Raw genomic sequence first — 23,803 nt, 5'->3', positions numbered from 1 at the left:
TACTCACCCTCTCGGGCTTTCCTCCGGGCTTTCCCTTCGGTCTTGCGTTTCCGACTCTATCAGACTCTTTCGTGTCCGATTCCCGGTCGAAGCGGCCCCCCGCAGAGCAGGAGAATTTTTACTGTGCTTTCCAGTTCTTCGCTTTCGCGTTTCCCTTTCCGGCGAGTCCGACTCTATCAGATCCTTTCGGGCCTGATTCCCAGTCAGTGGGGCTTGCCTTCCCGGCTGTTGGGCCGTTCCGACGTCCAAACTCTAGCGGATTTTCCCGGCGGCTCATAATCGAGCCTTCGAAATGAATTCCGGCATGCCGAAATCGTCCCGAGTGGGAGATCGTGCAGAGTTTTGGTTGCCGCATTCGCGGCGGGATCGGCTGTCGCAGAACCGTTCCGGCTCCGTGACAACTCGAAGAACTTTACGCATCGGCGGGGGGGTGTGTCAACCCCGCCAGGTCAAGCCGTTTTCCCCGTGCGCCCGACGTGCGTCAGTCCAGGTCGGCGAGGCGGCCGCCGGCGTCCGGCTGGGCGTGTTCCACCCGGCGCAGGAGGCGGATCAGCATCTCGCCGAGGGCTCCGCGCTCGTCGCCCGAGAGGTCCTGGAGCAGGTCCTCCTCGAAGGCGGACGCCATGCGCATCGCCTCAAGCCACTTCGTGCGGCCTTCATCGGTCAGCTCGACGATGACGCGCACCCGGTTGCTCTCGTCCCGGTCCCGGGTGACCAGACCCTCGCCCGCCATGCGGTCGATGCGGTGAGTCATCGCGGCCGGGGTGAGGCCGAGGCGCTTGGCCAGCTCGCCCGGGCCCAGCCGGTAGGGGGAGCCCGCCACGACGAGGGTCTTGAGGACCTCCCACTCGGCGTTGCTGATGCCGAGTTCGGCCAACTGGCGTCCGTAGCCGACGTTCATCCGGCGGTTCAGTCGGCCGAGGGCTGAGACGACCTGCTCGACCTGGGGGTCCAGGTCGCGGAACTCGCGCTGATAAGCCGCGATCTGCTCGTCGAGGCTCGGCTCCTCGAGCCCGGAGGGCTCGGTGGTGTCAGACATGGCGGGCAGTATGGCACGCCTTTCATTGGCGTCGAAGTCCTTCGTTCTGTACTGTTGAGGTTCTAACTTTACTGTTGAAGTCTTTGGGCGTGAGTCCTTCATGAGCTTGAGGTAGGTGAGTGTGACCAGGGAAATGGGAGCAGCGCTGCGGCGGATCCAGCTGGGGAGCGCGCTGAGCGCGTTCGGTGTGGGGTTCACCGTTCCGTATCTGTACGTCTATGTGGCGCAGGTGCGGGATCTGGGCGCCGGTACGGCGGGAGTCGTGCTGGCAGTCTTCGCCATGGCCGCGCTGGCCGTCCTGCCGTTCACCGGGCGGGCCATCGACCGGCGCGGTCCGATGCCGGTGCTGATCGTCGCCGCCGTGGTGGCGTCCGTGGGGGCGGCGGCCCTCGGGCTTTCGTCGCATGTGACGACCACCGTGCTGTCGGCCGCCGTGCTCGGCGCGGGCACGGCCGTCATGTCGCCGGCGCTCGCCACGATGCTCGTCTGGTGCTCCAGCACTGCCACCCGTACGCGCGCCTTCGCCATGCAGTTCTTCCTGCAGAACCTGGGGCTCGGCATCGGTGGGCTGGTCGGCGGGCAGATCGTCGACACGAGCCGGCCGGAGACCTTCACGCTGCTGTTCCTGATCGAGGCGGCGATGTTCATCGTGCTCGGCGTCGTCGCGGCGACGGTGCGGACGCCTCGTACCGCTGCGATCGCGGACGCCCGGCCCACCGACGGGTCCACGGCGAAGAGCGGGCTGCGGGCGCTGCTGTCGCACCGGGCCATGGTGCAGCTGTGCGTGCTGGGCTTTGTGCTGTTCTTCGCCTGCTACGGGCAGTTCGAGTCCGGTCTCGCTGCGTACGGGACCGAGGCTGCCGGGATCGAGCCCGCGACGCTGGGTATCGCCCTTGCTGCCAACACCGCGGTCATCGTCGTGGCGCAGTTCGTCGTGCTGCGGCTGGTCGAGCGGCGCAAGCGCAGCCGGGTCATCGCCTCGGTCGGCCTGATCTGGGCGTTCGCCTGGATCGTGGCGGGGTACGCGGGACTCGGGCACGGCAGCCAGACCATGGCGACGGCCGCGATGATCTCGACGTATGCGCTGTTCGGGCTCGGTGAGTCGATGCTGTCGCCGACGGTGGCGCCGCTGGTCGCCGATCTGGCACCGGAGTCGATGGTCGGTCAGTACAACTCGGCGTTCGCCCTGGTCAAGCAGCTTGCGCTGGCAGTAGGTCCGGCTGTGGGCGGGCCGATGGGGGCGTCGCTGCACGGGCCGTACATCGTGACGTTCGTGCTGTTCTCGCTGGGCATCACCGTGCTCGCGCTGCGGCTGGGCCGCCGGCTCACCCCCGTGCAGGATCAGCCTTCGCTCGCGGCGTCGCCGTCGCGGGTGGTGGCCGTGTCACGACCGGATGCCGGGGCGCTGGCCGAGTTGGTGTCCGAGCCCGCTGTCGCGCGGTGACGTCCCCCGCTGCCGCTCACTGAGGCAGCGCGAACTCGCACCAGACCGCTTTGCCGCCGCCCGGTGTGCGGCGGCTGCCCCAGGACGAGGCGATCGTCGCGACGATGGAGATGCCGCGGCCCGACTCGTCCGCCGGTTCGGCGCGGCGGCGGCGGGGCAGGTGATCGTCGCCGTCGGTCACCTCGATGATCAGGCGGCGGTCGGTGCGGCGCAGGCCCAGGCGCATCGGCGGGGTGCCGTGCTGGAGGGAGTTCGCCACCAGTTCGCTGGCGGCCAGGACACCCAGATCGCACAGCTCGACCGGGAAGCGCCACGACGTGAGGACGCCGGTCGCGAAGGCGCGGGCGCGCGGGGCCGCTTCGATGCCGCCGAGCAGATCGAGCGAGGCATTGTGGAACAGCTCCGCGTTCGTCCCCGTGCGGGCGGGGTGCTGGACCACCAGCACGGCCACGTCGTCGTCGTGTTCGGCGGTGACTCCGAGGGAGCGGATGAGACGGTCGCAGACCACCTGCGGGGACCCCTTGGCACCGGAGAGGGCACGCTCCAGGGCGGCGACCCCCTCGTCGATGTCCTCACTGCGGCGTTCGACGAGACCGTCCGTGTAGAGGACGGCGGTGGAGCCCGGGGGCAACGCGATCGTGCCCGAGGTGTGGATCCAGCCACCGGTGCCGAGCGGCGGTCCGGTCGGGTCCTCGGCGCGGTGGACCGCACCGTCCTCGTCGCGCACGAGGATCGGAAGGTGACCGGCGGAGGCATAGACGAGCCGGCCCTCGTTCGGATCGTGGACCGCGTAGGCGCAGGTGGCGATCTGGCTGGCGTCGATCTCCGCGGCGAGACCGTCGAGCAGTTGGAGCACCTCGTGCGGCGGGAGGTCGAGGCGGGCGTAGGCGCGCACGGCCGTACGGAGCTGGCCCATCACCGCGGCGGCACGCACCCCGCGGCCCATCACGTCTCCGATGACGAGAGCGGTGCGGCCCGCGCCGAGAGTGATGACGTCGTACCAGTCGCCGCCGACCGCCGCGTCCGTGCCACCCGGCTGGTACGTGGCGGCGATCCGCAGGTCGTCGGGCTGCTCCAGCTCCTGCGGGAGCAGGGAGCGCTGGAGGGTCACGGCCGTTTCGCGGTGGCGGCGCTCGCTGGTGCGCAGGCGCTCGGCCGCTTCGGCGTGGTCGGTGACATCGGCGGCGTACAGGAGGACACCGCCCTCGCTCCCCTTGTTCCTGCCGTTCCTGTCCTTGCTCCTGCCGTTCGCGGGGAGACCGGCGGCAGGGGCGACGGGGGTGCAGGTCACGGTGTACGAGTTGCCGCTGCGGACCTTGCGGGACTTGACCGTACGGGGCGTGCCGCTGCGCAGGACCTGGTCCATGAGGGGCAGCAGGCTCAGCTCGGCGAGCTCGGGCATCGCCTCGGCGGCGGTGGCGCCCGTGGGCCTGGGGCCGAAAGCTGCTGCGTAGGCGTCGTTGACGTACGCGATGCGGTGGTCGGGGCCGTACACGAGAGCCACCAGGGCGGGCAGCCGGCCGAGGATCTCGCGGGCGGAGAGATCCTCCAGCAGGGCGGGGCCGGAAGGCTGGCCGGCGGTCTCCTGAGAGATCTCTGCGGATGCCCTGGGGGTGTCGCCGTCCGCCGGCCCGGACCCGGGCTCGGGTCTGGCGTACTCGGCGCGGGCCGCGGGCACGGAACTGCGGTCGTCCCGGGCGGCGGCGCGGCGCTGCGTTCCTGGTAGGCGGGCGCTCCAACGCGTGAAGTTCACGGAATTTCTGGCCTCGTGTGTCGGTCTGGTCCGCTCGGGCGGGCTGCTTCCTCTGCCGGTTCTGCTTCCGGTTCTCTCTCGCCGGGATCGGGGGCACCGGGGGCCGGACCCCCGGGGAGGCGCAGCCGGGCCTCGTCGTACTGGTCACTGTTGGTCACTGCCGGCCGGGTCACTCTGTGCAGGTGTGGACCCACCTATGGTCACACGTCCAGTGTGACGGACCGTACTGACAGTCAACCGTCCTTCTTCGGCGGGCGGTCCCCGACGGTACGCCTTCCCCCTGCGGCGAGTTCGAATTCGGCACGCGGGTGTTCCAGTGAACCGAGGGAGACGATCTCGCGTTTGAAGAGTCCGGCGAGGGTCCATTCGGCAAGGACGCGGGCCTTCCGGTTGAACGTCGGTACCCGGCTGAGATGGTACGTACGGTGCATCAGCCAGGCCGGATAGCCCCTCAGCTTGCGCCCGTAGACATGGGCGACGCCCTTGTGGAGACCGAGCGAGGCGACGGAGCCCGCGTAGCTGTGCCGGTACTCCTTGAGCGGTTCACCGCTGAGCGCCGCGAGGATGTTCTCGGCAAGGACCTTGGCCTGACGCACCGCGTGCTGTGCGTTGGGAGCGGTTTCCTTGCCCGTTTCTTCTGCGGTCAGATCGGGAACGGCCGCGGCGTCCCCGGCGGCCCAGGCGTGTTCGGTGCCCTCGACGGTGAGCTTCGCCGTGCACGTGAGCCTGCCGCGTTCGTCGAGCGGCAGGTCGGTGGCGGCAAGGATCGGGGCGGGCTTGACGCCCGCCGTCCACACGAGCGTGCGGGTCGGGAAGCGGGAACCGTCGCTGAGGACGGCGACCCGGTCCTCGCAGGAGTCCAGCCGGGTGTCGAGACGCACGTCGATGTTGCGGCCGCGCAGCTCCCGGATGGCGTACTTGCCCATCGCGTCGCCGACCTCGGGAAGGATCCGGTCCGAAGCCTCGACGAGGATCCACTTCAGGTCCTCGGCCTTGATGTTGTGGTAGTAGCGGGCGGTGTAGCGGGCCATGTCCTCGAGCTCGGCGAGCGCCTCGACGCCCGCATAGCCGCCGCCGACGAAGACAAAGGTCAGAGCGGCATCGCGGATGGCCGGGTCGCGGGTGGCGGAAGCGATGTCCATCTGCTCGATGACGTGGTTGCGCAGGCCGATGGCCTCCTCGATCGTCTTGAAGCCGATGCCGTGGTCGGCGAGGCCGGGGACCGGGAGGGTGCGCGAGACGGAGCCGGGCGCGATGACGATCTCGTCGTACGGGATCTCGACGGCGCCCGTGCCGTCCTCACCACTGGCGAGGGTGGTGACGGTCGCGGTGCGCTTGGCGTGGTCGATGTGCCGCGCCTCGCCGATGACGATGGTGCAGTGCGCCAGGACGCGGCGGAGCGGCACGACGACATGACGCGGCGAGATCGAGCCGGCGGCGGCTTCGGGCAGGAACGGCTGATACGTCATATAGGGCTCGGGCGTGACAATGACGATCTCGGCCTCGCCGGACTTGAGTCTCTGCTTCAGCTTCCGCTGGAGACGCAGCGCTGTGTACATCCCGACATAGCCGCCACCGATGACGAGAATGCGCACACCCGGCGGCGGGCCCGGGAGTGTCCCCCGGGAATCTGAAGCCATCACCTCCCCATGACGCAACGCGCTCCGGTGTTTGTCCACAGCCCCGACAAATTGTGTGACGGGAGGTTCTCCGCGGGCCGGTGCGGTCGATCCCTGCGGGTGCACGGAAGGCGCGCAGGTCAGACGTTGCAGCGGGGGTGGCGGAGTGGGCCGGAATCAGGAACCAACCGGTCCTTGCTCCGATCGGGGGGCGCACCGTGCGGAACTACCCCTTCTGAATTGACCCGGGCTCAACTATGTTCGTATGTCGTCGGGGTGTCGGGTTGGGATGATGATCCACTCCCCGACTGACACGGCGGGAGTCTCCGGGGGGAGACGTCATAACCGGGGGAAAAGTTATGCACATTCAGGAATCGCATTGGCAGACTGCTGCTGTCTCGTCCGACGGAAACGGACGAATCGGCACAGTGGGGACACTCGGCTCGGCGAGTCCCGCTGGAGCGGGAAGTGCGGTGGGAACCGCGGTCGGGACCGGCGGCGCCCGCTCGGCGCCGCTGCGCGTGGACGCACAGCGCAATCTTGAGCATGTGCTGCGAGCAGCACGCGAGGTGTTCGGGGAGCTGGGATACGGGGCCCCGATGGAGGACGTGGCGCGCCGCGCCCGGGTCGGGGTCGGCACGGTGTACCGGCGGTTCCCGAGCAAGGACGTGCTGGTGCGCCGGATAGCCGAGGAGGAGACCTCCCGGCTGACCGACCAGGCGCGGGCCGCACTGGGGCAGGAGGACGAGCCGTGGTCGGCGCTCTCGCGCTTCCTGCGCACATCCGTGGCCTCGGGCGCGGGTCGGCTGCTGCCGCCGCAGGTGCTGCGGGTCGGCGTCGATGTGGACGACTCGACGGTCGTCGGAGAGTCGGGAGTCCTACGGGACGCGGGCGCGGCTACGGGCTCCGGCTCCGGCTCCGGTGAAGTCCGGGATGAGGCTCGAGTGCCTCACCAACGGCAGGGAGTGGGGCAGACCGACCTCCGGGTCGTCGGCGGGCGCTCCGCCGACGAGGACGGGCTCGCGGACGACGACACGGGTGCGTCCGAGCTGCTGGAGGTCGTGGGCCGGCTGGTCGACCGGGCGCGGGCGGCGGGTGAACTGCGCCGTGATGTGACGGTGGCGGACGTACTGCTCGTCATCGCCACGGCGGCACCCTCGCTGCCGGATGCGGCACAGCAGGCCGCCGCTTCGGCCCGGCTGCTGGACATCCTGCTGGAGGGCCTGCGTTCACGCCCTGCGTGAGCGGGATGTTCGGACTGCTCGACCGAGGCCTGTTCTCTGCGTGCTCCGGCGGGCTCTGTGCGTGCTCCGGCACGATCCGCGCGTGCTCCCGGCGGGCTTCTGGGCGGGTGGGGTCTTCGAGTCAGTGAGGGTGCCGTCTCGGTCCGGTGAGGGTGGTGTGAGGAGTCGGCGCGGCCCGTGTGTACGGGTCACGCTCGACAACTCGCCCGCCTCGGAGACGCATTGCTCCTTCCCTGTTCGAGTGGCTGTCAGTGCTCGCTTTCGGGAAAACGCCCCGGATGAGTGGTTGCCGGGACTGAGCGGCCGCCGTCATTGCGCCATGTGACACTCTTGCCCGGTGTTCGGGTCCGAAGGCGCATACGGGGGCTTCCGCCATGAGCGGTGACGGGCAGCGGGAAGAGCCGCTCGACGGCATCTCGACCGTGGGAAGCGGCACGGAGGCCGGCGGGATGCCCGCCCGGCAGGTGCCGAGTCAGGCCGGCCCCGGGCGTCCGGGCGACGACGCCGAAGGCGGCAATGTACTGCCCGGCCCCTGGCCGCCCTCACCCGGCGGCAGCAGTCCGGTGGGGCCGGACGGCGGGATCGGAGCCGAAGCCGCCGTACCGATGCAGCGAGCAGGCGGCAGCGGTTCCGGCGCCGCCGGCCTCGCACTCTCCGACGCCCAGTTGATCCTGCGGATGCGGGACGGCGACGATCTCGCGTACGAGGAGCTGTTCCGGCGCCACTCGGGCAGCGTGCGTCGCTACGCGCGGAGCTGCTGCCGGGACGCCCACACCGCCGACGACCTGACGGCCGAGGTCTTCGCCCGCACCCTGCAGGCAGTACGGGGCGGCAGCGGGCCCGAGGAAGCCGTGCGGGCGTACCTGATGACAGCCGTCCGGCATGTCGCCGCCGCCTGGACAAAGACGGCGAAGCGGGAGCAATTGGTCGATGACTTCGCGGTGTTCGCCGCGCAGGCGACCGGCTCCTCCGAGGTGTCGGACGCGGACACGCTGGATCTCGGCGCCGACGTCATGGCGATGCACGAGGCCGAGCAGTCGATGGCCATGCAGGCGTTCCGCAGTCTGCCCGAGCGCTGGCAGGCGGTGCTGTGGCACACCACCGTCGAGGAGGAGTCGCCGAGCGAGATCGCGCCGCTGTTCGGGCTGACCGCCAACGCCACGGCGGTACTGGCCAGCCGGGCCCGTGAGGGGCTGAAACAGGCGTATCTGCAGGCTCATGTGAGCCGGTCGCTCACCTCCGGCGGTGACTGTGCGCGTTATGCGGACCGGCTCGGCGCGTATGCCCGGGGCGGGCTGCGGATGCGGGCCGAGCGCGGGCTGCGCAAGCATCTGGACGAGTGCGCGAAGTGCCGGGTCGCCGCGGGCGAACTCACGCATGTCAACGCCGGGATTCCGGCGCTGCTTCCGGTCGCGGTCATCGGCTGGTTCGCCGCCGGATACGGGCTCAAGGCCGCCGGGATCGTGGCGGGCGGCGCAGCCGGCGCGGCGGGTGCCGCCGCGGCAGCGACGGGCGGGAGTTCGTCCGGCGGCTCGGCCGGTGGCGTGGCAGCTTCGGAAGGCCTGGGCGCGCCGGTGAAGGCCGGGATCGCGGCGGCCGTGGCCGTCGCGGCCACGGCCGGTCTGGTGTGGGCGCTGCTCGGTGACGAGTCGCCGAAGCCGGAGGCCAAGCCCGTGGCCAGGCCGCCGGTCGTGGCGCCCGCGGTGCCGTCGCCCCCACCACCGAAGCCGACACCGCCGCCCGAGTCGCCGAGCGCGGCCGCGCCGCCCGCCCCCGCGCAGACCCCGCCCCCGAAGCCTTCGACGCCTGCGCCTGCCCCCACACCTACGCCGAAGCCCACGCCCAAGCCGAAGCCGCCGGTCCCCGCACCGCCGAAGCCCGAGCCGTCCCCGACGGACACGCCTGCTCCGCCGCCGCCCGCGCCGCCGACCGTCTACCAGGTCAGCGAGTTGCACTACTCCGTCCTCGGCGACCACACCGAGCCCGAGGTGGCGTTGGGTGAGAGCAGCTGGATCTGGCGGCGCTCCGGTATGTCCATCGACGGTACGCAGTATGCGCACGGGGTGACCGTGCACGGCAGTTCCTCGGTCACCATCGAGCTGAACCGGCCGTGCACCCGCTACGAGGCAATGGTCGGAGTCGACGATCTGACGATGGGGCGCGGCTCGGTGCGCTTCTCCGTGTTCAACGGTGACGGGGCACAGCTGTGGCAGTCCCCTGTGATGAACGGCAACCATCTGCCCGTGCCGGTCGGCCTGGGTATCGCGGGGCAGCAGCGGATCCGGCTCGTCGTCGAGCCGCACACGCCGTTCGGCGGGGTGGCGCTGGCCGACTGGGCGGAGTCGAGAATCAGCTGCGGCTGAGCCGCGGCCGGTCCGCGGCCGGGCAGCAGGTGACAGCGCCGGCGGCCGGCCGTCAGCGTTGCAACGTGCGTCGCGCCGGAGCCACTCCGCCCGCCACCGCGCGCTGTCGGGGCGCCGCCGTTCCCGTCCAGCAGGTGCCGCGGCGCGAGACGAGGCGGCGGAGCCAGAGTTCCGTGGCTGCCAGGTCGGCGAGGCCGTCCAGGGGCAGCGGTTCGCCCTCGGAGGCCGCGCGCAGTGCCTTCCGTACGACCCGGGCCTCGATCAGGCCTGCGTCGGCGAGCAGCGGAGCGTCGAAAAGGGCGATCAGGTCGGGGAGCGCGGTGCGCAGGCCGGTGCGGTTGACCGCGGTCGAGGTGGCCTGGGAGGGGGTGCCCCAGCCCGCGGGCAGTTCATGGATGCCCGCACCCGCGAGGACCCGGCGCAGGATCGCGGCGCGGGCGCCGGGCTGGACCCGAAGCGATTCGGGCAGGGCGCGGGCGGCGCGTACCACCTGATTGTCGAGGAACGGGGCGTGCAGCCGCTGGCTGCGGATCTCGGCGGCCTGCTCCAGGATCCGGTGGTCGGCGGCGTACCGGGCGAGCGCGGCGCGGGCGCGCGCCTCGCCGGGACGCTGCACGGAGGTGGGGCGGATCGCCGCCTCCTGCAGACGAACCGATACTTCGGCGAGCGCCTCCCCCGTCAGCCAGCGTGCGGCCGGACCGGGCCGCGACCAGGTGAGCGCGGCGAGCGAGGCGTCGGCGGGGGTGTCGAGTCCGGGGGTGTGACGGTTGGCGTCGGGGAGCCGGTCGGCCGCCGCTTCGAGACCGGTGCGGTACGACGTCCGGGCCAGGCGGCGGGCGGCGCGGTAGACGGTCAGCGGGACGAACAACGAGTGCGCGGACAGCCGTTCGGCTCTGGCCAAGGCGGCGACCGGGCGCAGGAGGTGGCGTCGGCGGCGGTCCATCAGAAGGTCGGCGAGGCGGGCCGGGTGGGCGTCGAGGACCTGCCGGGCGCCGTCGCCGACGAAGTGGTCGGCGCTGCCCGCGACGAGCCGGCGCCGGTGGCGTTCGGCCACGACGAGGGAGGCACCCGGTTCGTCGGTGAGCGGACCGCTGCCCAGGTCGGCGTAGGGCAGGGCCTCCTCGCCGGCGGCGACGACGACATGGTGCAGACGTGGGTTGGCGGCGATGACCGCGGCGCGTTCGAGTTCGTCCTCGTGGTCGCGGGTGGTGAGGTCGTTGAAGGTGACGGCGAGCAGCCGCTCGCCCGCTCCCGTGCCATGGCCGAGGAGCGTGCCGGGCAGGCCCGGCAGCCCGGCGGCGAGCAGGGCGAGGGTGGCGGAGGCGCTGCCTCCGGAGAGGTCGGCGCCGATGCCGGGGACGGGTGCGCCACGGGCGGCGCGGCGTTCGGCGGGGCCCATGCCGGGGACCGGGCCGGGGTCGGGCGGCAGGGATTCGGGGGCGTGGCGCGGGGCCGTGAGCCTGGCGCGTACCGCCTCGACCAGCGCGTCGCGCACCCCGTCCACCGCGCTCACCGGGTCGAGTTGGGGCGCCGCGACGGCGAGGGAGGCCACCGGCTCGTATCCGGTGATCTCGCGCGAGCCCTCGCGGAGGATGAGCGCGTGTCCCGGCGGGATGCGCTTCACGCCCACGTACGGAGTGCCGTCGCGCAGCGCCTCGGGTGTCTCGGGGCAGGCGAGCAGCGCGGCCAGGTGGCCGATGTCCAGCTGCGCCTCGATCAGGTCGGCGAGCGGGAGTGCGGCGGTCGCGTACGCCGTGCCGCCGGCCCAGGGCGTGTAGAAGACCGGGCGGGCTCCGGCGAGGTCCCCGACGACAGTGACCCGTCGGCCTATCTGGACGAGGGCCGTGTAACTGCCCGCCCAGGCGGTGAGATGGCGCAGCGCGCCGCCGCGGGCGGCGAGGAGGCCGAGCCGGAGCTGTTCGTCGGTGGCGCCGCAGCAGCCGAGGACGGCCAGGCGCGCGGTGGGTGCGCCCTCGGCGGTCTCCAGGGTGCTGATCCGGATCTCGTCGGGCCGCCAGTCGCCGACCGCCCAGAGCGGATCCGGGTCGCCCCACAGGAGCTGGGAGCCCACCGGGTGCACCGTGCGCCCCTCGTCATCCGCGCCGGCCGCCCCGACCGTGCCGAAACTCGCGGCGATACTGCTCCACCCCACCAACCAACGCATCGCCGCCTCCACAGGCTGTGGACAAAACGGCGCGCCCGGAACATGTCGGGAGAACTGCGGGAACATGCAGCGCCGTTGCGAACATGCTGCCACGACAACGGCGCGCAGGAGTGGCTACGGAGGGCGCACGTCGGAAGCGCATGCGCCCCTGGCAAAGGCCGGAGGGCAAGTGGCGGGCGCCCGACCTCGACGGGCCGGGCCGCGGCGCAATGGAGGCAGAGGTTCCGCGTGTTGCGTTCCCCGCCGCACCCGGACCGTACCGGCTGAAATCCGGCCACCCTCCGGTCCGCCCGTCAACAGCCCGTCAGGTATCCGCGAATCGTTCGGCCCAACCCCGACCGACCGACGCCATTCGGCCATTCTCGGAGGGCACATCGACCGCTGGGCGCGAAGAACGTCACACGTAATACACCGTTATGTTCCGGTTTGGCGCGAGGCTGTCGGATCGGATCCGTACCGACTCCGCACTGGCTCCTGTACCTGTTCCGCCACCGGCTCCCCGCCGGCTCCCCCTCGGCTCCCCCTCGGCTCCACGCACAGTCCGGGAGGCGCGGTTCGCCTCCCGGACCGGTCCGCCGCCTGCGGGGAATGAGGCGGCAGTGTCCCCCAGCCCACTGAGTCCAGTGCAGTGGGCCGACCCACGCAGCACCCATGGAAGCGCTCCCTCGAAGGCCGGACAACAGCGCACGGCCGGGCGCACGGCCACACGGCAGGAGCACGAGGGGAGCTCGCCCCGCGGGGTCCGGAGCGGCATTCGGGCAGGTCCGACAGGGCGACCGGACCGCCGTGGCGGGCTCGCTCCCCGTCCGCCTCGCGTCCGCCGTCCGTTCGCATCACGCTCCCCTCCCGCTCCTCGCACCCTCCCGTCTCCCCTGGGTCCCGTCGCGCTCCCTCCACCGTCCGTCGCCGACCGCCCGCACGGACAACAATCCCGCCATACGGACGTCTGCCCCTTAACGGTAGGGATGCGGCGAACTACGCTGGGTTCACTGAGGTTCTCGGCAGGAGGCATATTCCTCGGGGCTCGGCCACATGCCTGTGCGGCCGGAGTGCCGGGGTCCGTCCCTGGGGAGGACACGGTACGAATGCCGCGCGCCTCGACGGGTGACGCGGCGGCCGTCTGTGTGTCGAGGGGTGGCGCATGTCCAGGGAGCAACGCGGACCGAACGAGAAGCTCGGAACCGTTCTCGCCCTCGCGGGAATCAGCAACGCCGGGCTCGCCCGGCGGGTCAACGACCTCGGGGCGCAGCGCGGCCTGATACTTCGCTACGACAAGACCTCCGTGGCGAGATGGGTCTCCAAGGGCATGGTGCCGCAGGGCGCCGCGCCCCATCTCATCGCCGCGGCGATCGGCGCCAAACTCGGCCGGCCGGTCCCGCTGCACGAGATCGGGCTCGCGGACGCCGATCCGGCGCCGGAGGTAGGTCTCTCCTTCCCGCGCGATGTCGGTGAGGCCGTGCGTTCGGCGACCGAGTTGTACCGGCTGGATCTGGCCGGACGACGGGCGGGCGGCGGCGGGATCTGGCAGTCGCTGGCGGGCTCGTTCTCGGTCAGTGCGTACGCGACACCCGCGTCCCGCTGGCTGATATCCCCCGCCGACCCGTCGGTGGCACGCGACTCGTCGGCCGCGGAGGCGGCGATCCTCGGCACGCAGAGTGCGCCGACTGCGCAGAGCGCTCAGAGTGCGCCGGGCGCGCAACGGGGCGCATCAGCGGGCGCGGCACCGGGCGTTCCGGCCACGGAGGGCGCGCCGGGTTCGCCGGGTGCTCCTGCCGTTCCCGTTCAGCCGGGGCCCGACTCCATGAACGACATCTCGCCGCTGCGAGTCGGCCACAGCGACGTGACCAAGCTGCGCGAGGCGGCCCAGGACGCGCGCCGCTGGGACTCCAAGTACGGCGGCGGCGACTGGCGCTCCTCCATGGTCCCGGAGTGCTTACGGGTGGACGCGGCGCCGCTGCTCCTCGGTTCCTACAGCGACGAGGTGGGCCGGGCATTGTTCGGCGCCGCCGCCGAACTGACCAGACTCGCCGGGTGGATGGCGTTCGACACGGGTCAGCAGGAGGCCGCGCAGCGGTACTACGTCCAGGCGCTGCGGCTGGCCCGGGCTGCTGCCGACGTACCGCTCGGCGGCTATGTCCTCGCCTCGATGTCGCTGCAGGCGACCTATCGCGGCTTCGCCGACGAGGGGGTCGACCTCGCGCAGGCCGCTGTCGAACGCAACCGCGGGCTCGCCACCGCCCGCACCATGAGTTTCTTCCGTCTTGTCGAGGCGCGGGCCCATGCGAAGGCGAGCGACGCACCGGCCGCAGGGGCGGCGCTCAAGGCCGCCGAGAGCTGGCTGGAGCGTTCCCGGGACGGCGACGCGGACCCGTCGTGGCTGGGGTTCTACTCGTACGACAGGTTCGCCGCCGACGCGGCGGAGTGTTACCGCGATCTGAAGGCGCCCCGGCAGGTGCGGCGCTTCACCGAACAGGCGCTGTCCCGGCCGACCGAGGAGTTCGTCCGCTCGCACGGGCTGCGACTGGTGGTCTCGGCGGTCGCCGAGCTGGAGTCGGGCAACCTGGACGCGGCGTGCGCGGCGGGCACCCGGGCGGTGGAGGTGGCGGGCCGCATCTCGTCGGCGCGGACGACCGAGTACGTACGGGACCTGCTGCACCGCCTCGAACCGTACGGGGACGAGCCGCGCGTCGCCGAGCTGCGGGAGCGGGCGCGACCGCTGCTGGTGGCCCCCGCGTAGCGGCCTCCCCGGGCGCCGCCCGCCCCTCGGATGCCTGCGCGGAGTCCTCCGGGCGACGCGCAGGCGGCCGCCTGCCGAAATCTCGGCGCCACGCTGGCCCCCGCTGGTTTGAGTGCGTTGTCAGTGGGTCAGTGCACTATCGGGGTGGGAGGTGGCGTGATGATGACGCACGCGGCGTACGACTGCGATGTGCTGGTGATCGGCGGCGGGATCGTCGGCCTGTCGACGGCGTATGCGATCACGCGGACTGCTCCGGGCACGCGAGTGACGCTGCTGGAGAAGGAGTGGGGCCCGGCGCGCCATCAGACGGGGCGCAACAGCGGAGTGATTCACAGCGGTATCTACTACCGCCCCGGCTCGCTGAAGGCCCGCTACGCGGTGCGCGGCGCCTCGGAGATGGTCGACTTCTGTGCGGAGCATGGCATTCCGCATGCGGTGACCGGCAAACTGATCGTCGCGACCGAGCGGTCCGAGCTGCCCCGGCTGCACGCACTGGTGCAGCGCGGCCGGAAGCACGGGCTGCCGGTGCGGGAGCTGGGACCCGCGCAGATCGCGGAGTACGAGCCACAGGTGCGCGGGCTCGCGGCGATCCGGGTCGGGACGACCGGGGTGTGCGACTTCAAGGCGGTCACCGAGCGGTTCGCGGCCGAGGTGCGCGGCGCGGGCGGGCTGATCCGGTTCGGCGCGGAGGTCACGGCGATCGACCGCCGCCCGTGGGGTGTGGCGGTGCGGACGGCGGACGGACGCGTCGTGCGGGCCCGGGTCATGGTCAACTGCGCGGGACTGCAGTGCGACCGGGTGGCGCGCCTGGCGGGCGACGACCCGGGCATGCGGATCGTGCCCTTCCGCGGGGAGTACTACGAGCTGGCCAGACCGGAGCTGGTGCGCGGGCTGGTCTACCCGGTGCCCGATCCCGCGTTCCCGTTCCTCGGGGTGCATCTCACCCGGGGCCACGACGGCAGCGTCCACGTCGGGCCGAACGCAGTGCCGGCGCTGGCCCGCGAGGGGTACGGCTGGCCGGTCGTACGCCCGAATGAGCTCGTGGACACGCTGACCTGGCCGGGCTCCTGGCGGATCGCGCGCAGGCACTGGCGGTACGGGGCGGGAGAGGTGCACCGTTCGCTGTCGAAGCGCGCGTTCACGGCGGCGGTGCGGCGGCTGCTGCCCGAGGTCACCGAGGACGATCTGCGTCCCGCCGCAGCCGGTGTCAGGGCCCAGGCGGTGCTGCGCGACGGCACGCTGGTGGACGACTTCCTGATCCGCGAGGCCCCGCACACCGTGCACGTGCTGAACGCTCCGTCGCCCGCCGCGACGGCCTCGCTGCCCATCGGGCGGGAGGTGGCACGCAGGGCGCTGCTCCGGGCACGGGGGACGGGGTGGAAGCCGCCCGCCGTAGAATCAGGGCATTGTGTCTGAGTCCTTGAACCCCGCCCCCGAGACCGACGAGGCCCACGATCTGCGTGCCGCCGCCTTCGAGCGGCAGCGCAGGCTGCGTCAGGAGCCGCGCTTCCCCGGCGGGCCCGCCGCCGATCCGGCCGGTTCGCACCACGAGCGCCGGATCCGCAGCTTCCAGCCGCGCCGCAGCCGTGTCACACCCGGCCAGGAGGACGCCCTGCAGCGGCTCTGGCCGAAGTGGGGCCTGGACATCGACGGGCTGGCGGTCCTCGACCTGCCGGAGCTGTTCGAGGGGCTCCCGGTCGTGCTGGAGATCGGCTTCGGGATGGGTGAGGCCACCGCGCAGATGGCGGCCGGCGATCCGGGCACCGGCATACTCGCCGTCGACGTGCACACCCCGGGCCAGGGCAACCTGCTCGGTCTCGCGGACCGGAACGGACTGTCCAACATCCGGGTGGCCAACGGTGACGCGATCATCCTGCTGCGCGAGATGCTGCCGCCGGACTCGCTCGACGGGCTGCGGGTGTACTTCCCCGACCCGTGGCCCAAGAAGCGCCACCACAAGCGGCGGCTGATCCAGCCGGAGTTCCTCGACCTGGTGGCGCAGCGGCTGAAGCCGGGGGCCGTGCTGCACTGTGCGACCGACTGGGAGCCGTACGCCGAGCAGATGCTGGAGGTGCTGACCGCCCACCCCCACTTCGAGAACACCCAGGCCGACGGCGGCTACGCACCGCGGCCCGCGTTCCGTCCGCTGACCCGGTTCGAGGGACAGGGCCTGGACAAGGGCCATGTCGTGCACGACCTGCTGTTCGCCCGCCGCTGAGCTGCTGAGCTGCTGATTTTCCTGACAGGTCGGTACACATCCCCCGCCGCCCCATGGTCAGTTGTCAGTCCCTCTCGTTAGGGTCAATGGGTGTCCGACGGGCCTGTGCAGCAGCAACAGTCGCAGCCGGCCGTCCCGCTTCTCCAGGAGCAGCGGGTCGGCGAGATCCTGGCGGCCGTGCCGGAGCGGGACCAGTGGCGCTACCGGCCGCGCCGGGTCGGCATGGTCTGGCGGAGCAAGACGTTCCGCGTCGGCGCGGTCTTCACCGTGCTGGCGCTCTGCGGGCTGGTGATCCTCGCCCTGGTCCGCGATCAGACGGGTACGGAGGGGTTCCTCGTCGGTCTGGGCCTCGCCGTGCTGCCCGTACCACTGCTGATGGCGGCATTCCGCTGGCTGGACCGGGTCGAGCCGTGGTCCTGGCGGAATCTGCTGTTCTCGTTCGCCTGGGGTGCGTGCGCCGCCGCCCTGGTCGCGATCATCGCGAATTCGTTCGCGACCCACTGGATCGCGACGGCCACCGCCGACCCGGCGAGCGCGGACACTCTCGGCGCCACGGTGATAGCACCGGTGGTCGAGGAGAGTGCGAAGGCCGCGGCCGTCCTGCTGATCTTTCTCTTCCGAGGGCGCCACTTCAGCGGCATCGTCGACGGCGTCGTCATCGCGGGCTTCACCGCGACGGGCTTCGCCTTCACCGAGAACATCCTCTACCTGGGCAACGCCTTCGGCGAGGACCAGCAGATCGGCACCTCGGGCTTCGCGTCGGTGACCGCCGCGACGTTCTTCGTACGCGTCGTGATGACGCCGTTCGCGCATCCCCTCTTCACCGTGCTGACCGGCCTGGGTTTCGGATTCGCGGCGCTCAGCGCACGGCGCCACCGCATCCGCCGGATCCTGCTGCCGCTGCTCGGGCTGGTCCTCGCGATGGGCATGCACGCCCTGTGGAACGGCTCGGGGGCGTTCGGCCCGTTCGGCTTCTATGCCGTGTACGGGGTGTTCATGGTCCCGGTCTTCGGGCTGCTCACCTGGCTGGTGATCTGGTCACGCCAGCGGGAGCTGCGCACCCTGGAGACCGAGCTGCCCGCCTACGCGGCAGCCGGCTGGCTGACCCCGGCCGAGCCGCTCGCGCTCTCCTCGATGCGGGCCCGCGGCATGGCCCGGGACGTGGCGCGCCACCAGCACGCGCGTGTGTACGGAAGCGCGCGTCCGTACGGCACCCCGTACGGAGTCACGAACCCCGGCTACGGCTACCCCGCACCCGGCCCCCCACCACCCCACTCCCCGGTGTACGGGAACAGCCGGGTCGTGGCGCAGGTCCGCAGCCATGCCAAGGCTCAGGCCAAGGCGCGCGGCAGAGCGGCGGCCCGTGCGGTCGCCGAGTACGAGTCGTTCGCGACGTCGCTGGCGTTGCTGCGCCACCGGGCCCGCCGCGGGGCCGCGGACCCGGACTTCGTGGCGCGCGAGCTGGAGCTGCTGCACCACCTCTGGCAGCGCAGGGAAGTGGCCGGCCCCGCACTGACGTACGCGGCGCAGGCAACGGGCCGCCTGCGCCCCCGCTGCATACCCGCGAGGCCGGCCCCGCACCCGCAGTACGGCGGCTACCGCCCGAACCCGTATCTGCCGCCCCACGCCCAGCAGCCGTATGCCCAGCCGCCGTACGGCAGCGGCCCACCCCCGCGCTCCTGGTGAGGGCTCAGGCGGAGGCCTCGGTGAGCTCCGCCAGTTCCTGCTCGGTCAGCTGAAGGTCGGCCACGGCCACCAGGGCGGGCACCTGCTCGACCGTACGGGCCGAGGCGATCGGCGCGGCGACGGTCGGACGGGCGGCGAGCCAGGCCAGGGCGACGGTCGCGATCTCGGCGCCGCGCTCCTGGGCGACCTTGTCGAGTGCGGCCAGGACCTTCTGTCCGCGCTCCGACGCCAGATACTGGCCGGCCTTCTCGGCCCGCGCGCTCTCCACCGACGTGCCCGGACGGTACTTGCCGGTGAGGAAGCCCGAGGCGAGGGCGAAGTACGGGACCGCGGCGAGCCCGGCGCGGGCGGCCACCTCCTGGAGTTCGCCCTCGTAGGTGTCGCGGGAGACGAGGTTGTAGTGCGGCTGCAGGGCGACGTAACGGGCGAGCCCCTCGCGCTCGGAGAAGTCCAGGGACGCCTGGAGCCGCTCCGGACTGATGTTGGAGGCGGCGATCTCGCGCACCTTGCCCTCCTTCACCAGCTGGTCGAGGGCGGTGATGATCTCCTCGACCGGGACGGTCTCGTCGTCGAAGTGCGTGTAGTAGAGGTCGATGTGGTCGGTGCCCAGCCGACGCAGCGACTCCTCTGCCGCGGCCTTGATGGTGGTGGCGGAGAGCCCCTTGTACGCGGGGTGGGAGCCCACCTTGGTGGCGACGAGGATGTCGGAACGGCGGGAGCGTGCGGCGAGCCACTTGCCGATGACCGTCTCCGACTCGCCGCCCTAGTTGCCAGGGACCCAGGCGGAGTACGCGTCTGCGGTGTCGAGGAAGTTGCCGCCCGCCGCGGCGTACGCATCGAGTACCGCGAACGACTGCGCCTCGTCGGCGGTCCAGCCGAAGGCATTGCCACCGAGGGCGAGCGGGAAGACCTGGAGGTCGGAAGAGCCGAGCTTACGGAGAGAAATCAAATGGATCAACGGAACCCGCCGCGCCCGCTATTCCGTCCAGGGGGCACCTGGAGGGCCCCGCACGGGCATCCACCGGGGCCTCTGCACGGGCATCCGCACCGGCATCGCAAGGACCGGGTGACAGCAGACCGGCAGCCCTGACGTCGGGGGGTGAGCGTCAGGACTGCCGGGGTTCAGGGGCCGGGGAACCGGCGCGGACTCAGACGGTGAGGCCCTTGTCGCGCAGCCAGGTCATCGGGTCGATGCCCGAGCCGTCCGGGGTGTGGACCTCCAGGTGGAGGTGGGGTCCGGTCACATTGCCGGTGGCTCCGACGCGGCCGATGGTGTCACCGGTGGTGACCTTCTGGCCGACGCTGACGTCGATCGACGACTGGTGGCAGAACCACAGCTCCGTACCGTCCTCGAGCTCCAGGACCGTGCGGTAGCCGTACGAACCGGACCATCCCGCCGACTTGATGGTGCCGGTGTGGACGGCCTTGATCGGCGTGCCGGTCGGCGCCGCGAAGTCGAGGCCGGTGTGGTAGCCGGAGGACCACATCGAACCGGCTTCGCCGAAGGTCGAGGTGATCGTGTACGAGGAGGTGGGGATGGCGTAGGAGGCGGCGAGCTTGGCGAGCCGTGCGGCCTCGGCCTTCGCCTTCGCCTCTTCCTCCGCCTTCTTCTTCGCGGCGGCGGCCTTGGTCTCGGCGGCGTCCTGCTTCGCCTTGGCCTCGGCGGCAGCCTTCTCCGCGGCGGCCTTCTCCTCGGCGGCCTTGGCCTCCGCGTCGGCGGCGTTCTGCTGCTGCTCGGCCTGCTGGAGGATGCGGGCGCGCAGCGCCTCGCCTGCGTCGGTGGTGCCCTGCTCGGCCTCGGCGGTGGTGATGCCGGCGCTGGTGAGCGGGGCGGCGGAGACCGCGGACTTCGCCTGGTCGGTGGCGGACTCGTCGGAGAACAGGGCGCCCACGCCGGGAAGGGACTTGGCGTCGGGGAGGTTGTCCGCGAGTGAGTCGGGAAGGGAGATGGAGACCGGCGGCTTGCTCTGCGCGGTGGCCATGCCGCCCGCACCTACGGCCGCGATGACGCCGACTCCGAGCACCGTGGAGCTGCGGGCGAGCCCGTTGCGCTGCTTGACGACGCGGTGCCTGCCGCGTACGGGGCGGACGGACTCCTCGGTGGGATTCCATTCCTCCCACGCCCGGTCGGTCTCACCGGAACCGTCGGCCGCGAACTCAGTGGTGAATTCGGCGCCGAAATCGGTTCGCTGCTCGGTTCCGTACTCGGTCGTGAAGGCGGAACCGAACCGGGAGGGGGCTTCGGGGGCAGGCTTGTTGGACGCCACGGGGGCGCACTCCTTTCCTTCCTTCTCGCCTACCGGGTTAGCTGACGGGTTCGGAGCAGGAAGGTCTCCTACGGATCCCTCTGCCTCTCGCGAGACACAGGTGTCCGATTCACCCCATGTAGGTGGTTCCCCGGTTCCCTTGCGGAATTCGGCGCTCGCGCACGGTGCCGCCACTGACGACGGCTGGGACAACCGCGCTGCGTTATCGAACGTTAATAGACAGACGGGTCCGATTCCAAGCCGTTCCCACTGATCGTTCATGGCCTTGGCCTGGACTTTACGGGACACAATCGGGCGGAAAGGGCGAGTTGACCGCTCCTCAGCCACTACCCGGTTTCTGACGTTGCGTCAAATGTTATGCGGAGCGGGGCCTTTCGGTTACGCACGGTGGCATCGCCCGTGTGGAGCCCCTTCACCGGCTCAGCTCTTCCTCACTCGCGTCCCGGCCCACGATCTTCACAGTCCTGCGCCGCTCCGGCTGCCCCTGCGCGGGACGTGCGACCGCGAGCAGCGCCATGTCGTCGGTGGACCTGCCGCCGGTGTGCAGCCGTACGTCGTCGGCCAGCGCGGACAGCAGCGCCTCGGGCGCGGGGAAGATCCGCCCGCGCAGCCGGGCCGCCGGATCGTAGAAATCTCCTTGGGTGTCGCGCGCCTCGGTGAGTCCGTCCGTGTAGGCGAGCAGCGTCGTCCCGGCGGCCAGCTCCCATACGTCGGCCCGGTCCGTCCACGCCCCCAGGTCCATGCCGAGCGGCAGCGCGGGCACCGTCGGCGCCAACACGTCCAGTTGGCCGTCGAGGTGGAGCAGCAGCGGCTCGGGGTGGCCTCGGTTGACGATCCGCACCTCGGCCGCACCGGGCGGGATCTCGGCGAGCACGGCGGTGACGAACCCCTCGACCGGATCGATCCCACCCTGCCGCGGCCTCTCCCGCGTCAGCGCCCGCTCCAGCCGCTGCGCCACGCCCTCCAGCGAATCCTCCTGCTCGGCGGCCTCCCGGAACGCGCCGATGACCACCGCCACCGTCGCGACCGCTTCGAGCCCCTTGCCCCGCACGTCCCCGACCACGAGCCGCACCCCGTACGGGCTCTCCGCCACGGCGAACAGGTCACCGCCGACGAATTCGTCCGCCTGGGCCGCCTCATACCGCGCGGCGACATGGAGTCCCCCGACCCGCTCGGCCGGGATCGGCAGCACGGCCCGCATGGCGGTCTCCGCGATGACCCGCGCCGAAGCCAGCTGCTCGTTGCCGCGCTGTACGACCCGGTTGATGACGACGGCGAGGACAGCGACCGTGATCACGGTGACGAGTTCGATGGACGGCACGACCGCCGGCAGCGTGCTGCCGGACAACCGCAGCGCGAGGATCGAGAGAACCGCGGCGATGCCGATCCGGACGGTGCTGAACAGCGAGAAGAACGGTGCGGCGATCAGCGGAGCGGCCACGAACATCGGCACTGCGGTGAAGGGCGGTGGGCTGAGGTAGTCGAACACCAGCCCGCCGACGATCATCAGGAACGGCAGCGCACGGACGAACCACCAGGCCCAGCCGCGGACCACGTCCCGCCCCCTGAGCCGCCCCCCGCGCAGTTTCTCCGCCATCCCCACCTGTGGTCTCCTGCCCGGCGCGCCCTGTGCTGTCCTGGGCAGGTGCGCCCTGTGGTCTCCTGCCCCGTACACGCACGGCTCTGTCCTGACCTGCACGCGCACGGCTCTGTCCTGACCTGCACGCGCACGGCTGAGGACGTGCGCCCCGCCTCCCAGGTTTGCCGGAGCGGCGTCGCGCGGCGACTGCTCATCGGCCAAAGGGACGACGGAAAACACGAATCAGGCCCGGCACGCTTTCTGCATGCCGGGCCTGATTCTTCAGTAGCGGGGACAGGATTTGAACCTGCGACCTCTGGGTTATGAGCCCAGCGAGCTACCGAGCTGCTCCACCCCGCGTCGGTAAACACAACTCTACGCCATCAGGAACTGACTGCTGACCAAGAAGGAATCCGCCGCCCGACCGAACGGTCCCGGCGTCTTTCCCCGCCCCGGCCCCGCCGGGTCAGTTCGAGTCAGTGATGCGCTGCGCCTGTTCTGCGTTGACCGCCGGTTTTCCCGCGCTCGCGCTGCGCTGGAGCGAGTGGAGGATGGCCAGCCCCTGGCCGACCACGCCCGCCGCCATCTCGTTGACCCCGTCGGTGCCGTTGAGCACGGTGAGGCTGGCCCCCTTCATCCCGCGGGCCGCCGCGTCGGCCAGCGCCGGCAGGTTCTCCACGATGCGGTTGGCCGCGATCAGCTCCTGGTTGCCGTCCCGGAGCGAGGCGGCGCGCGCGGTGTTGGCGTCGGCCTGTGCCTGGGCCAGCGTCCGTTCGGCGTACGCGCTGCCGTCGGCCTGGAACTTCGCCCGGTCGCGGTCGGCCTCGGCGAGCGTGCGCTGCCGGTACGCCTCGGCGTCCGCCGGACGCCTGACCTCCGCCTCCAGCCGCTGTGCGGCCAGCGCGGCCTGCCGCTCGGCCAGAGCGGTCTGCTCCTCGATGACCTCCTGCGACGCCCTGGCCTGGGCGAGCGGTCCGGCCTGGGCGGCGCGAGCGTTGTACTGCTCGGTCTCGGCGAGGAAACCGGCCCTTTTGATCGCGGTGTCCCGTTCGTACTCGGCCTTGAGCGCCGCGGCCTGCTGCTCGCGCTCGGCCGCTTCCTGGTCGGCCCTGGCCTGGGCGATCCGGGCCTGGCTGGCGACAGCGGCCGCGTGCGGGGCGGCGAGGTTGTTGATGTAGCCGGTGGCGTCGTCGATCTCCTGGATCTGGAGGGCGTCCACGACGATGCCGAGTTTCTCCATCTCGCCGTGACTGCCCGCGATGACCTCCTGGGAGACCCGGTTCCGTTCCCGGATGATCTGCTCGACGGTCAGCCCGCCGACGATGGAACGCAGGTGACCGGCGAAGATCCGGCCGGCGAGCTCCTCCATCTGGTCCTGCTCGGACAGGAAGCGGCGTGCGGCGTTGGCGATGGAGACGGTGTCGTCACCGACCTTGAAGACGGCGACCGCGCGGACGTTGAGGCGGATGCCCTGCTGGGTGACGCAGTCCTCGGTGATCTCCGCCTCGCGCAGCGCCAGGGAGAGCATGCGCGCCTTCTGCTTCACGGGTACGACGAAACTGCCGTGGCCGGTGACGATCCGGAACTGGGTGTCCTGAGTCTGCCGCTTCGATCCGGAGATGAGCATCGCCTCGTTGGGGGCGGGAACGTGCCAGAACAACATGAGCGAACTCCTGCCGTACGTCATTTC

General features: G+C 71.4%; 14 protein-coding genes, 1 tRNA gene, 1 pseudogene and 1 riboswitch. Of the genes and pseudogenes, 7 read left to right on the top strand and 9 right to left on the bottom strand.

Going from position 1 to position 23,803, the window contains the following annotated elements; genetic code table 11:
- Nucleotides 1–481 precede the first annotated feature (481 nt).
- Nucleotides 482–1,039 carry a MarR family transcriptional regulator gene (locus ABZV38_RS15625; protein ID WP_356327335.1) on the bottom strand — a complete coding sequence of 186 codons (558 nt, stop codon included), beginning with the start codon at nucleotides 1,037–1,039 and terminating at the stop codon, nucleotides 482–484.
- 133 nt (nucleotides 1,040–1,172) lie between these two features.
- Here ABZV38_RS15625 and ABZV38_RS15620 point away from each other — a divergent pair, with 133 nt between their 5' ends.
- The gene (locus ABZV38_RS15620; RefSeq protein ID WP_356327341.1) at nucleotides 1,173–2,483 is read left to right on the top strand and encodes an MFS transporter; all 1,311 of its coding nucleotides are present in this window, start codon (nucleotides 1,173–1,175) and stop codon (nucleotides 2,481–2,483) included.
- A 16-nt stretch (nucleotides 2,484–2,499) separates the two neighbouring features.
- On the opposite strand, the gene ABZV38_RS15615 is transcribed toward ABZV38_RS15620, so the two are convergent.
- Together ABZV38_RS15615 and ABZV38_RS15610 are read right to left on the bottom strand one after the other, a co-directional pair.
- On the bottom strand, nucleotides 2,500–4,236 hold the full coding sequence (locus ABZV38_RS15615) for a SpoIIE family protein phosphatase (RefSeq protein ID WP_356327334.1): 1,737 nt from the start codon (nucleotides 4,234–4,236) through the stop codon (nucleotides 2,500–2,502).
- A 233-nt stretch (nucleotides 4,237–4,469) separates the two neighbouring features.
- Complete coding sequence (locus tag ABZV38_RS15610) at nucleotides 4,470–5,876, bottom strand: NAD(P)/FAD-dependent oxidoreductase (protein WP_356327333.1); 1,407 nt, start codon at nucleotides 5,874–5,876, stop codon at nucleotides 4,470–4,472.
- Between the two features lie 338 nt (nucleotides 5,877–6,214).
- On the opposite strand from ABZV38_RS15610, the gene ABZV38_RS15605 reads away from it, so the two are divergent.
- Both ABZV38_RS15605 and ABZV38_RS15600 read left to right on the top strand, forming a co-directional pair.
- Entirely contained in the window at nucleotides 6,215–7,099 is an 885-nt protein-coding gene (locus tag ABZV38_RS15605) for a helix-turn-helix domain-containing protein (protein ID WP_356327332.1), read from the top strand.
- 374 nt (nucleotides 7,100–7,473) lie between these two features.
- On the top strand, nucleotides 7,474–9,462 hold the full coding sequence (locus ABZV38_RS15600) for a sigma-70 family RNA polymerase sigma factor (protein ID WP_356327331.1): 1,989 nt from the start codon (nucleotides 7,474–7,476) through the stop codon (nucleotides 9,460–9,462).
- A gap of 52 nt (nucleotides 9,463–9,514) precedes the next feature.
- Here the strand turns inward: ABZV38_RS15600 and ABZV38_RS15595 are convergent, their stop codons facing one another.
- Nucleotides 9,515–11,626 (bottom strand): asparagine synthase-related protein, encoded by a 2,112-nt coding sequence (locus ABZV38_RS15595; protein WP_356327330.1) that lies wholly within the window; start codon nucleotides 11,624–11,626, stop codon nucleotides 9,515–9,517.
- A gap of 1,141 nt (nucleotides 11,627–12,767) precedes the next feature.
- Between ABZV38_RS15595 and ABZV38_RS15590 the strand changes: the two genes are divergently transcribed.
- From ABZV38_RS15590 to ABZV38_RS15575, 4 genes are all read left to right on the top strand, one after another.
- Nucleotides 12,768–14,363: a sporulation protein gene (locus ABZV38_RS15590; RefSeq protein ID WP_356327329.1), complete on the top strand. Its 1,596-nt coding sequence runs from the start codon at nucleotides 12,768–12,770 to the stop codon at nucleotides 14,361–14,363.
- A 159-nt stretch (nucleotides 14,364–14,522) separates the two neighbouring features.
- Nucleotides 14,523–15,779, top strand: a complete 1,257-nt coding sequence (lhgO, locus tag ABZV38_RS15585) for an L-2-hydroxyglutarate oxidase (RefSeq protein ID WP_356327328.1) — start codon at nucleotides 14,523–14,525, stop codon at nucleotides 15,777–15,779.
- Nucleotides 15,772–16,581, top strand: coding sequence for a tRNA (guanosine(46)-N7)-methyltransferase TrmB (trmB, locus tag ABZV38_RS15580; protein WP_356327327.1), 810 nt, complete (start codon nucleotides 15,772–15,774; stop codon nucleotides 16,579–16,581). Before lhgO ends, trmB begins: the two co-directional genes overlap by 8 nt.
- A gap of 90 nt (nucleotides 16,582–16,671) precedes the next feature.
- Nucleotides 16,672–18,267, top strand: a complete 1,596-nt coding sequence (locus ABZV38_RS15575; protein ID WP_356327326.1) for a PrsW family intramembrane metalloprotease — start codon at nucleotides 16,672–16,674, stop codon at nucleotides 18,265–18,267.
- Nucleotides 18,268–18,271: 4 nt separating this feature from the next.
- On the opposite strand, the pseudogene ABZV38_RS15570 reads toward ABZV38_RS15575, so the two are convergent.
- The 5 genes and pseudogenes from ABZV38_RS15570 to ABZV38_RS15550 all read right to left on the bottom strand — a co-directional run bounded on the left by ABZV38_RS15570 (nucleotide 18,272) and on the right by ABZV38_RS15550 (nucleotide 23,776).
- Nucleotides 18,272–19,216: pseudogene (locus tag ABZV38_RS15570) on the bottom strand (aldo/keto reductase).
- Between the two features lie 199 nt (nucleotides 19,217–19,415).
- Entirely contained in the window at nucleotides 19,416–20,534 is a 1,119-nt protein-coding gene (locus tag ABZV38_RS15565) for a M23 family metallopeptidase (RefSeq protein WP_356327325.1), read from the bottom strand.
- 11 nt (nucleotides 20,535–20,545) lie between these two features.
- A riboswitch (cyclic di-AMP (ydaO/yuaA leader) is annotated at nucleotides 20,546–20,698 on the bottom strand.
- A 248-nt stretch (nucleotides 20,699–20,946) separates the two neighbouring features.
- Nucleotides 20,947–22,041, bottom strand: a complete 1,095-nt coding sequence (locus ABZV38_RS15560; protein ID WP_356327340.1) for a PP2C family protein-serine/threonine phosphatase — start codon at nucleotides 22,039–22,041, stop codon at nucleotides 20,947–20,949.
- A gap of 358 nt (nucleotides 22,042–22,399) precedes the next feature.
- Nucleotides 22,400–22,473 (bottom strand) — tRNA-Met (locus tag ABZV38_RS15555).
- A gap of 106 nt (nucleotides 22,474–22,579) precedes the next feature.
- The gene (locus tag ABZV38_RS15550; RefSeq protein WP_356327324.1) at nucleotides 22,580–23,776 is read right to left on the bottom strand and encodes an SPFH domain-containing protein; all 1,197 of its coding nucleotides are present in this window, start codon (nucleotides 23,774–23,776) and stop codon (nucleotides 22,580–22,582) included.
- Between the last annotated feature and the right edge of the window lie 27 nt (nucleotides 23,777–23,803).

Origin of the sequence: Streptomyces sp. NPDC005181 (assembly GCF_040608395.1) — a bacterium.
In the GTDB taxonomy this organism is placed as follows: Bacteria; Actinomycetota; Actinomycetes; order Streptomycetales; family Streptomycetaceae; genus Streptomyces.
This window is presented reverse-complemented; position numbering and strand designations above follow the sequence as displayed.

Excerpts from the sequence above, each read along its gene's own strand:
- ABZV38_RS15620 (WP_356327341.1), top strand. The coding sequence starts at position 1,173 with ATGGGAGCAGCGCTGCGGCGGATCCAGCTGGGGAGCGCGCTGAGCGCG.
- ABZV38_RS15590 (WP_356327329.1), top strand. The coding sequence starts at position 12,768 with ATGTCCAGGGAGCAACGCGGACCGAACGAGAAGCTCGGAACCGTTCTC.
- ABZV38_RS15610 (WP_356327333.1), bottom strand. The coding sequence starts at position 5,876 with ATGGCTTCAGATTCCCGGGGGACACTCCCGGGCCCGCCGCCGGGTGTG.
- ABZV38_RS15550 (WP_356327324.1), bottom strand. The coding sequence starts at position 23,776 with ATGTTGTTCTGGCACGTTCCCGCCCCCAACGAGGCGATGCTCATCTCC.
- ABZV38_RS15625 (WP_356327335.1), bottom strand. The coding sequence starts at position 1,039 with ATGTCTGACACCACCGAGCCCTCCGGGCTCGAGGAGCCGAGCCTCGAC.
- ABZV38_RS15595 (WP_356327330.1), bottom strand. The coding sequence starts at position 11,626 with ATGCGTTGGTTGGTGGGGTGGAGCAGTATCGCCGCGAGTTTCGGCACG.
- lhgO (WP_356327328.1), top strand. The coding sequence starts at position 14,523 with ATGATGACGCACGCGGCGTACGACTGCGATGTGCTGGTGATCGGCGGC.
- ABZV38_RS15560 (WP_356327340.1), bottom strand. The coding sequence starts at position 22,041 with ATGATCGTCGGCGGGCTGGTGTTCGACTACCTCAGCCCACCGCCCTTC.
- ABZV38_RS15605 (WP_356327332.1), top strand. The coding sequence starts at position 6,215 with ATGCACATTCAGGAATCGCATTGGCAGACTGCTGCTGTCTCGTCCGAC.
- ABZV38_RS15600 (WP_356327331.1), top strand. The coding sequence starts at position 7,474 with ATGAGCGGTGACGGGCAGCGGGAAGAGCCGCTCGACGGCATCTCGACC.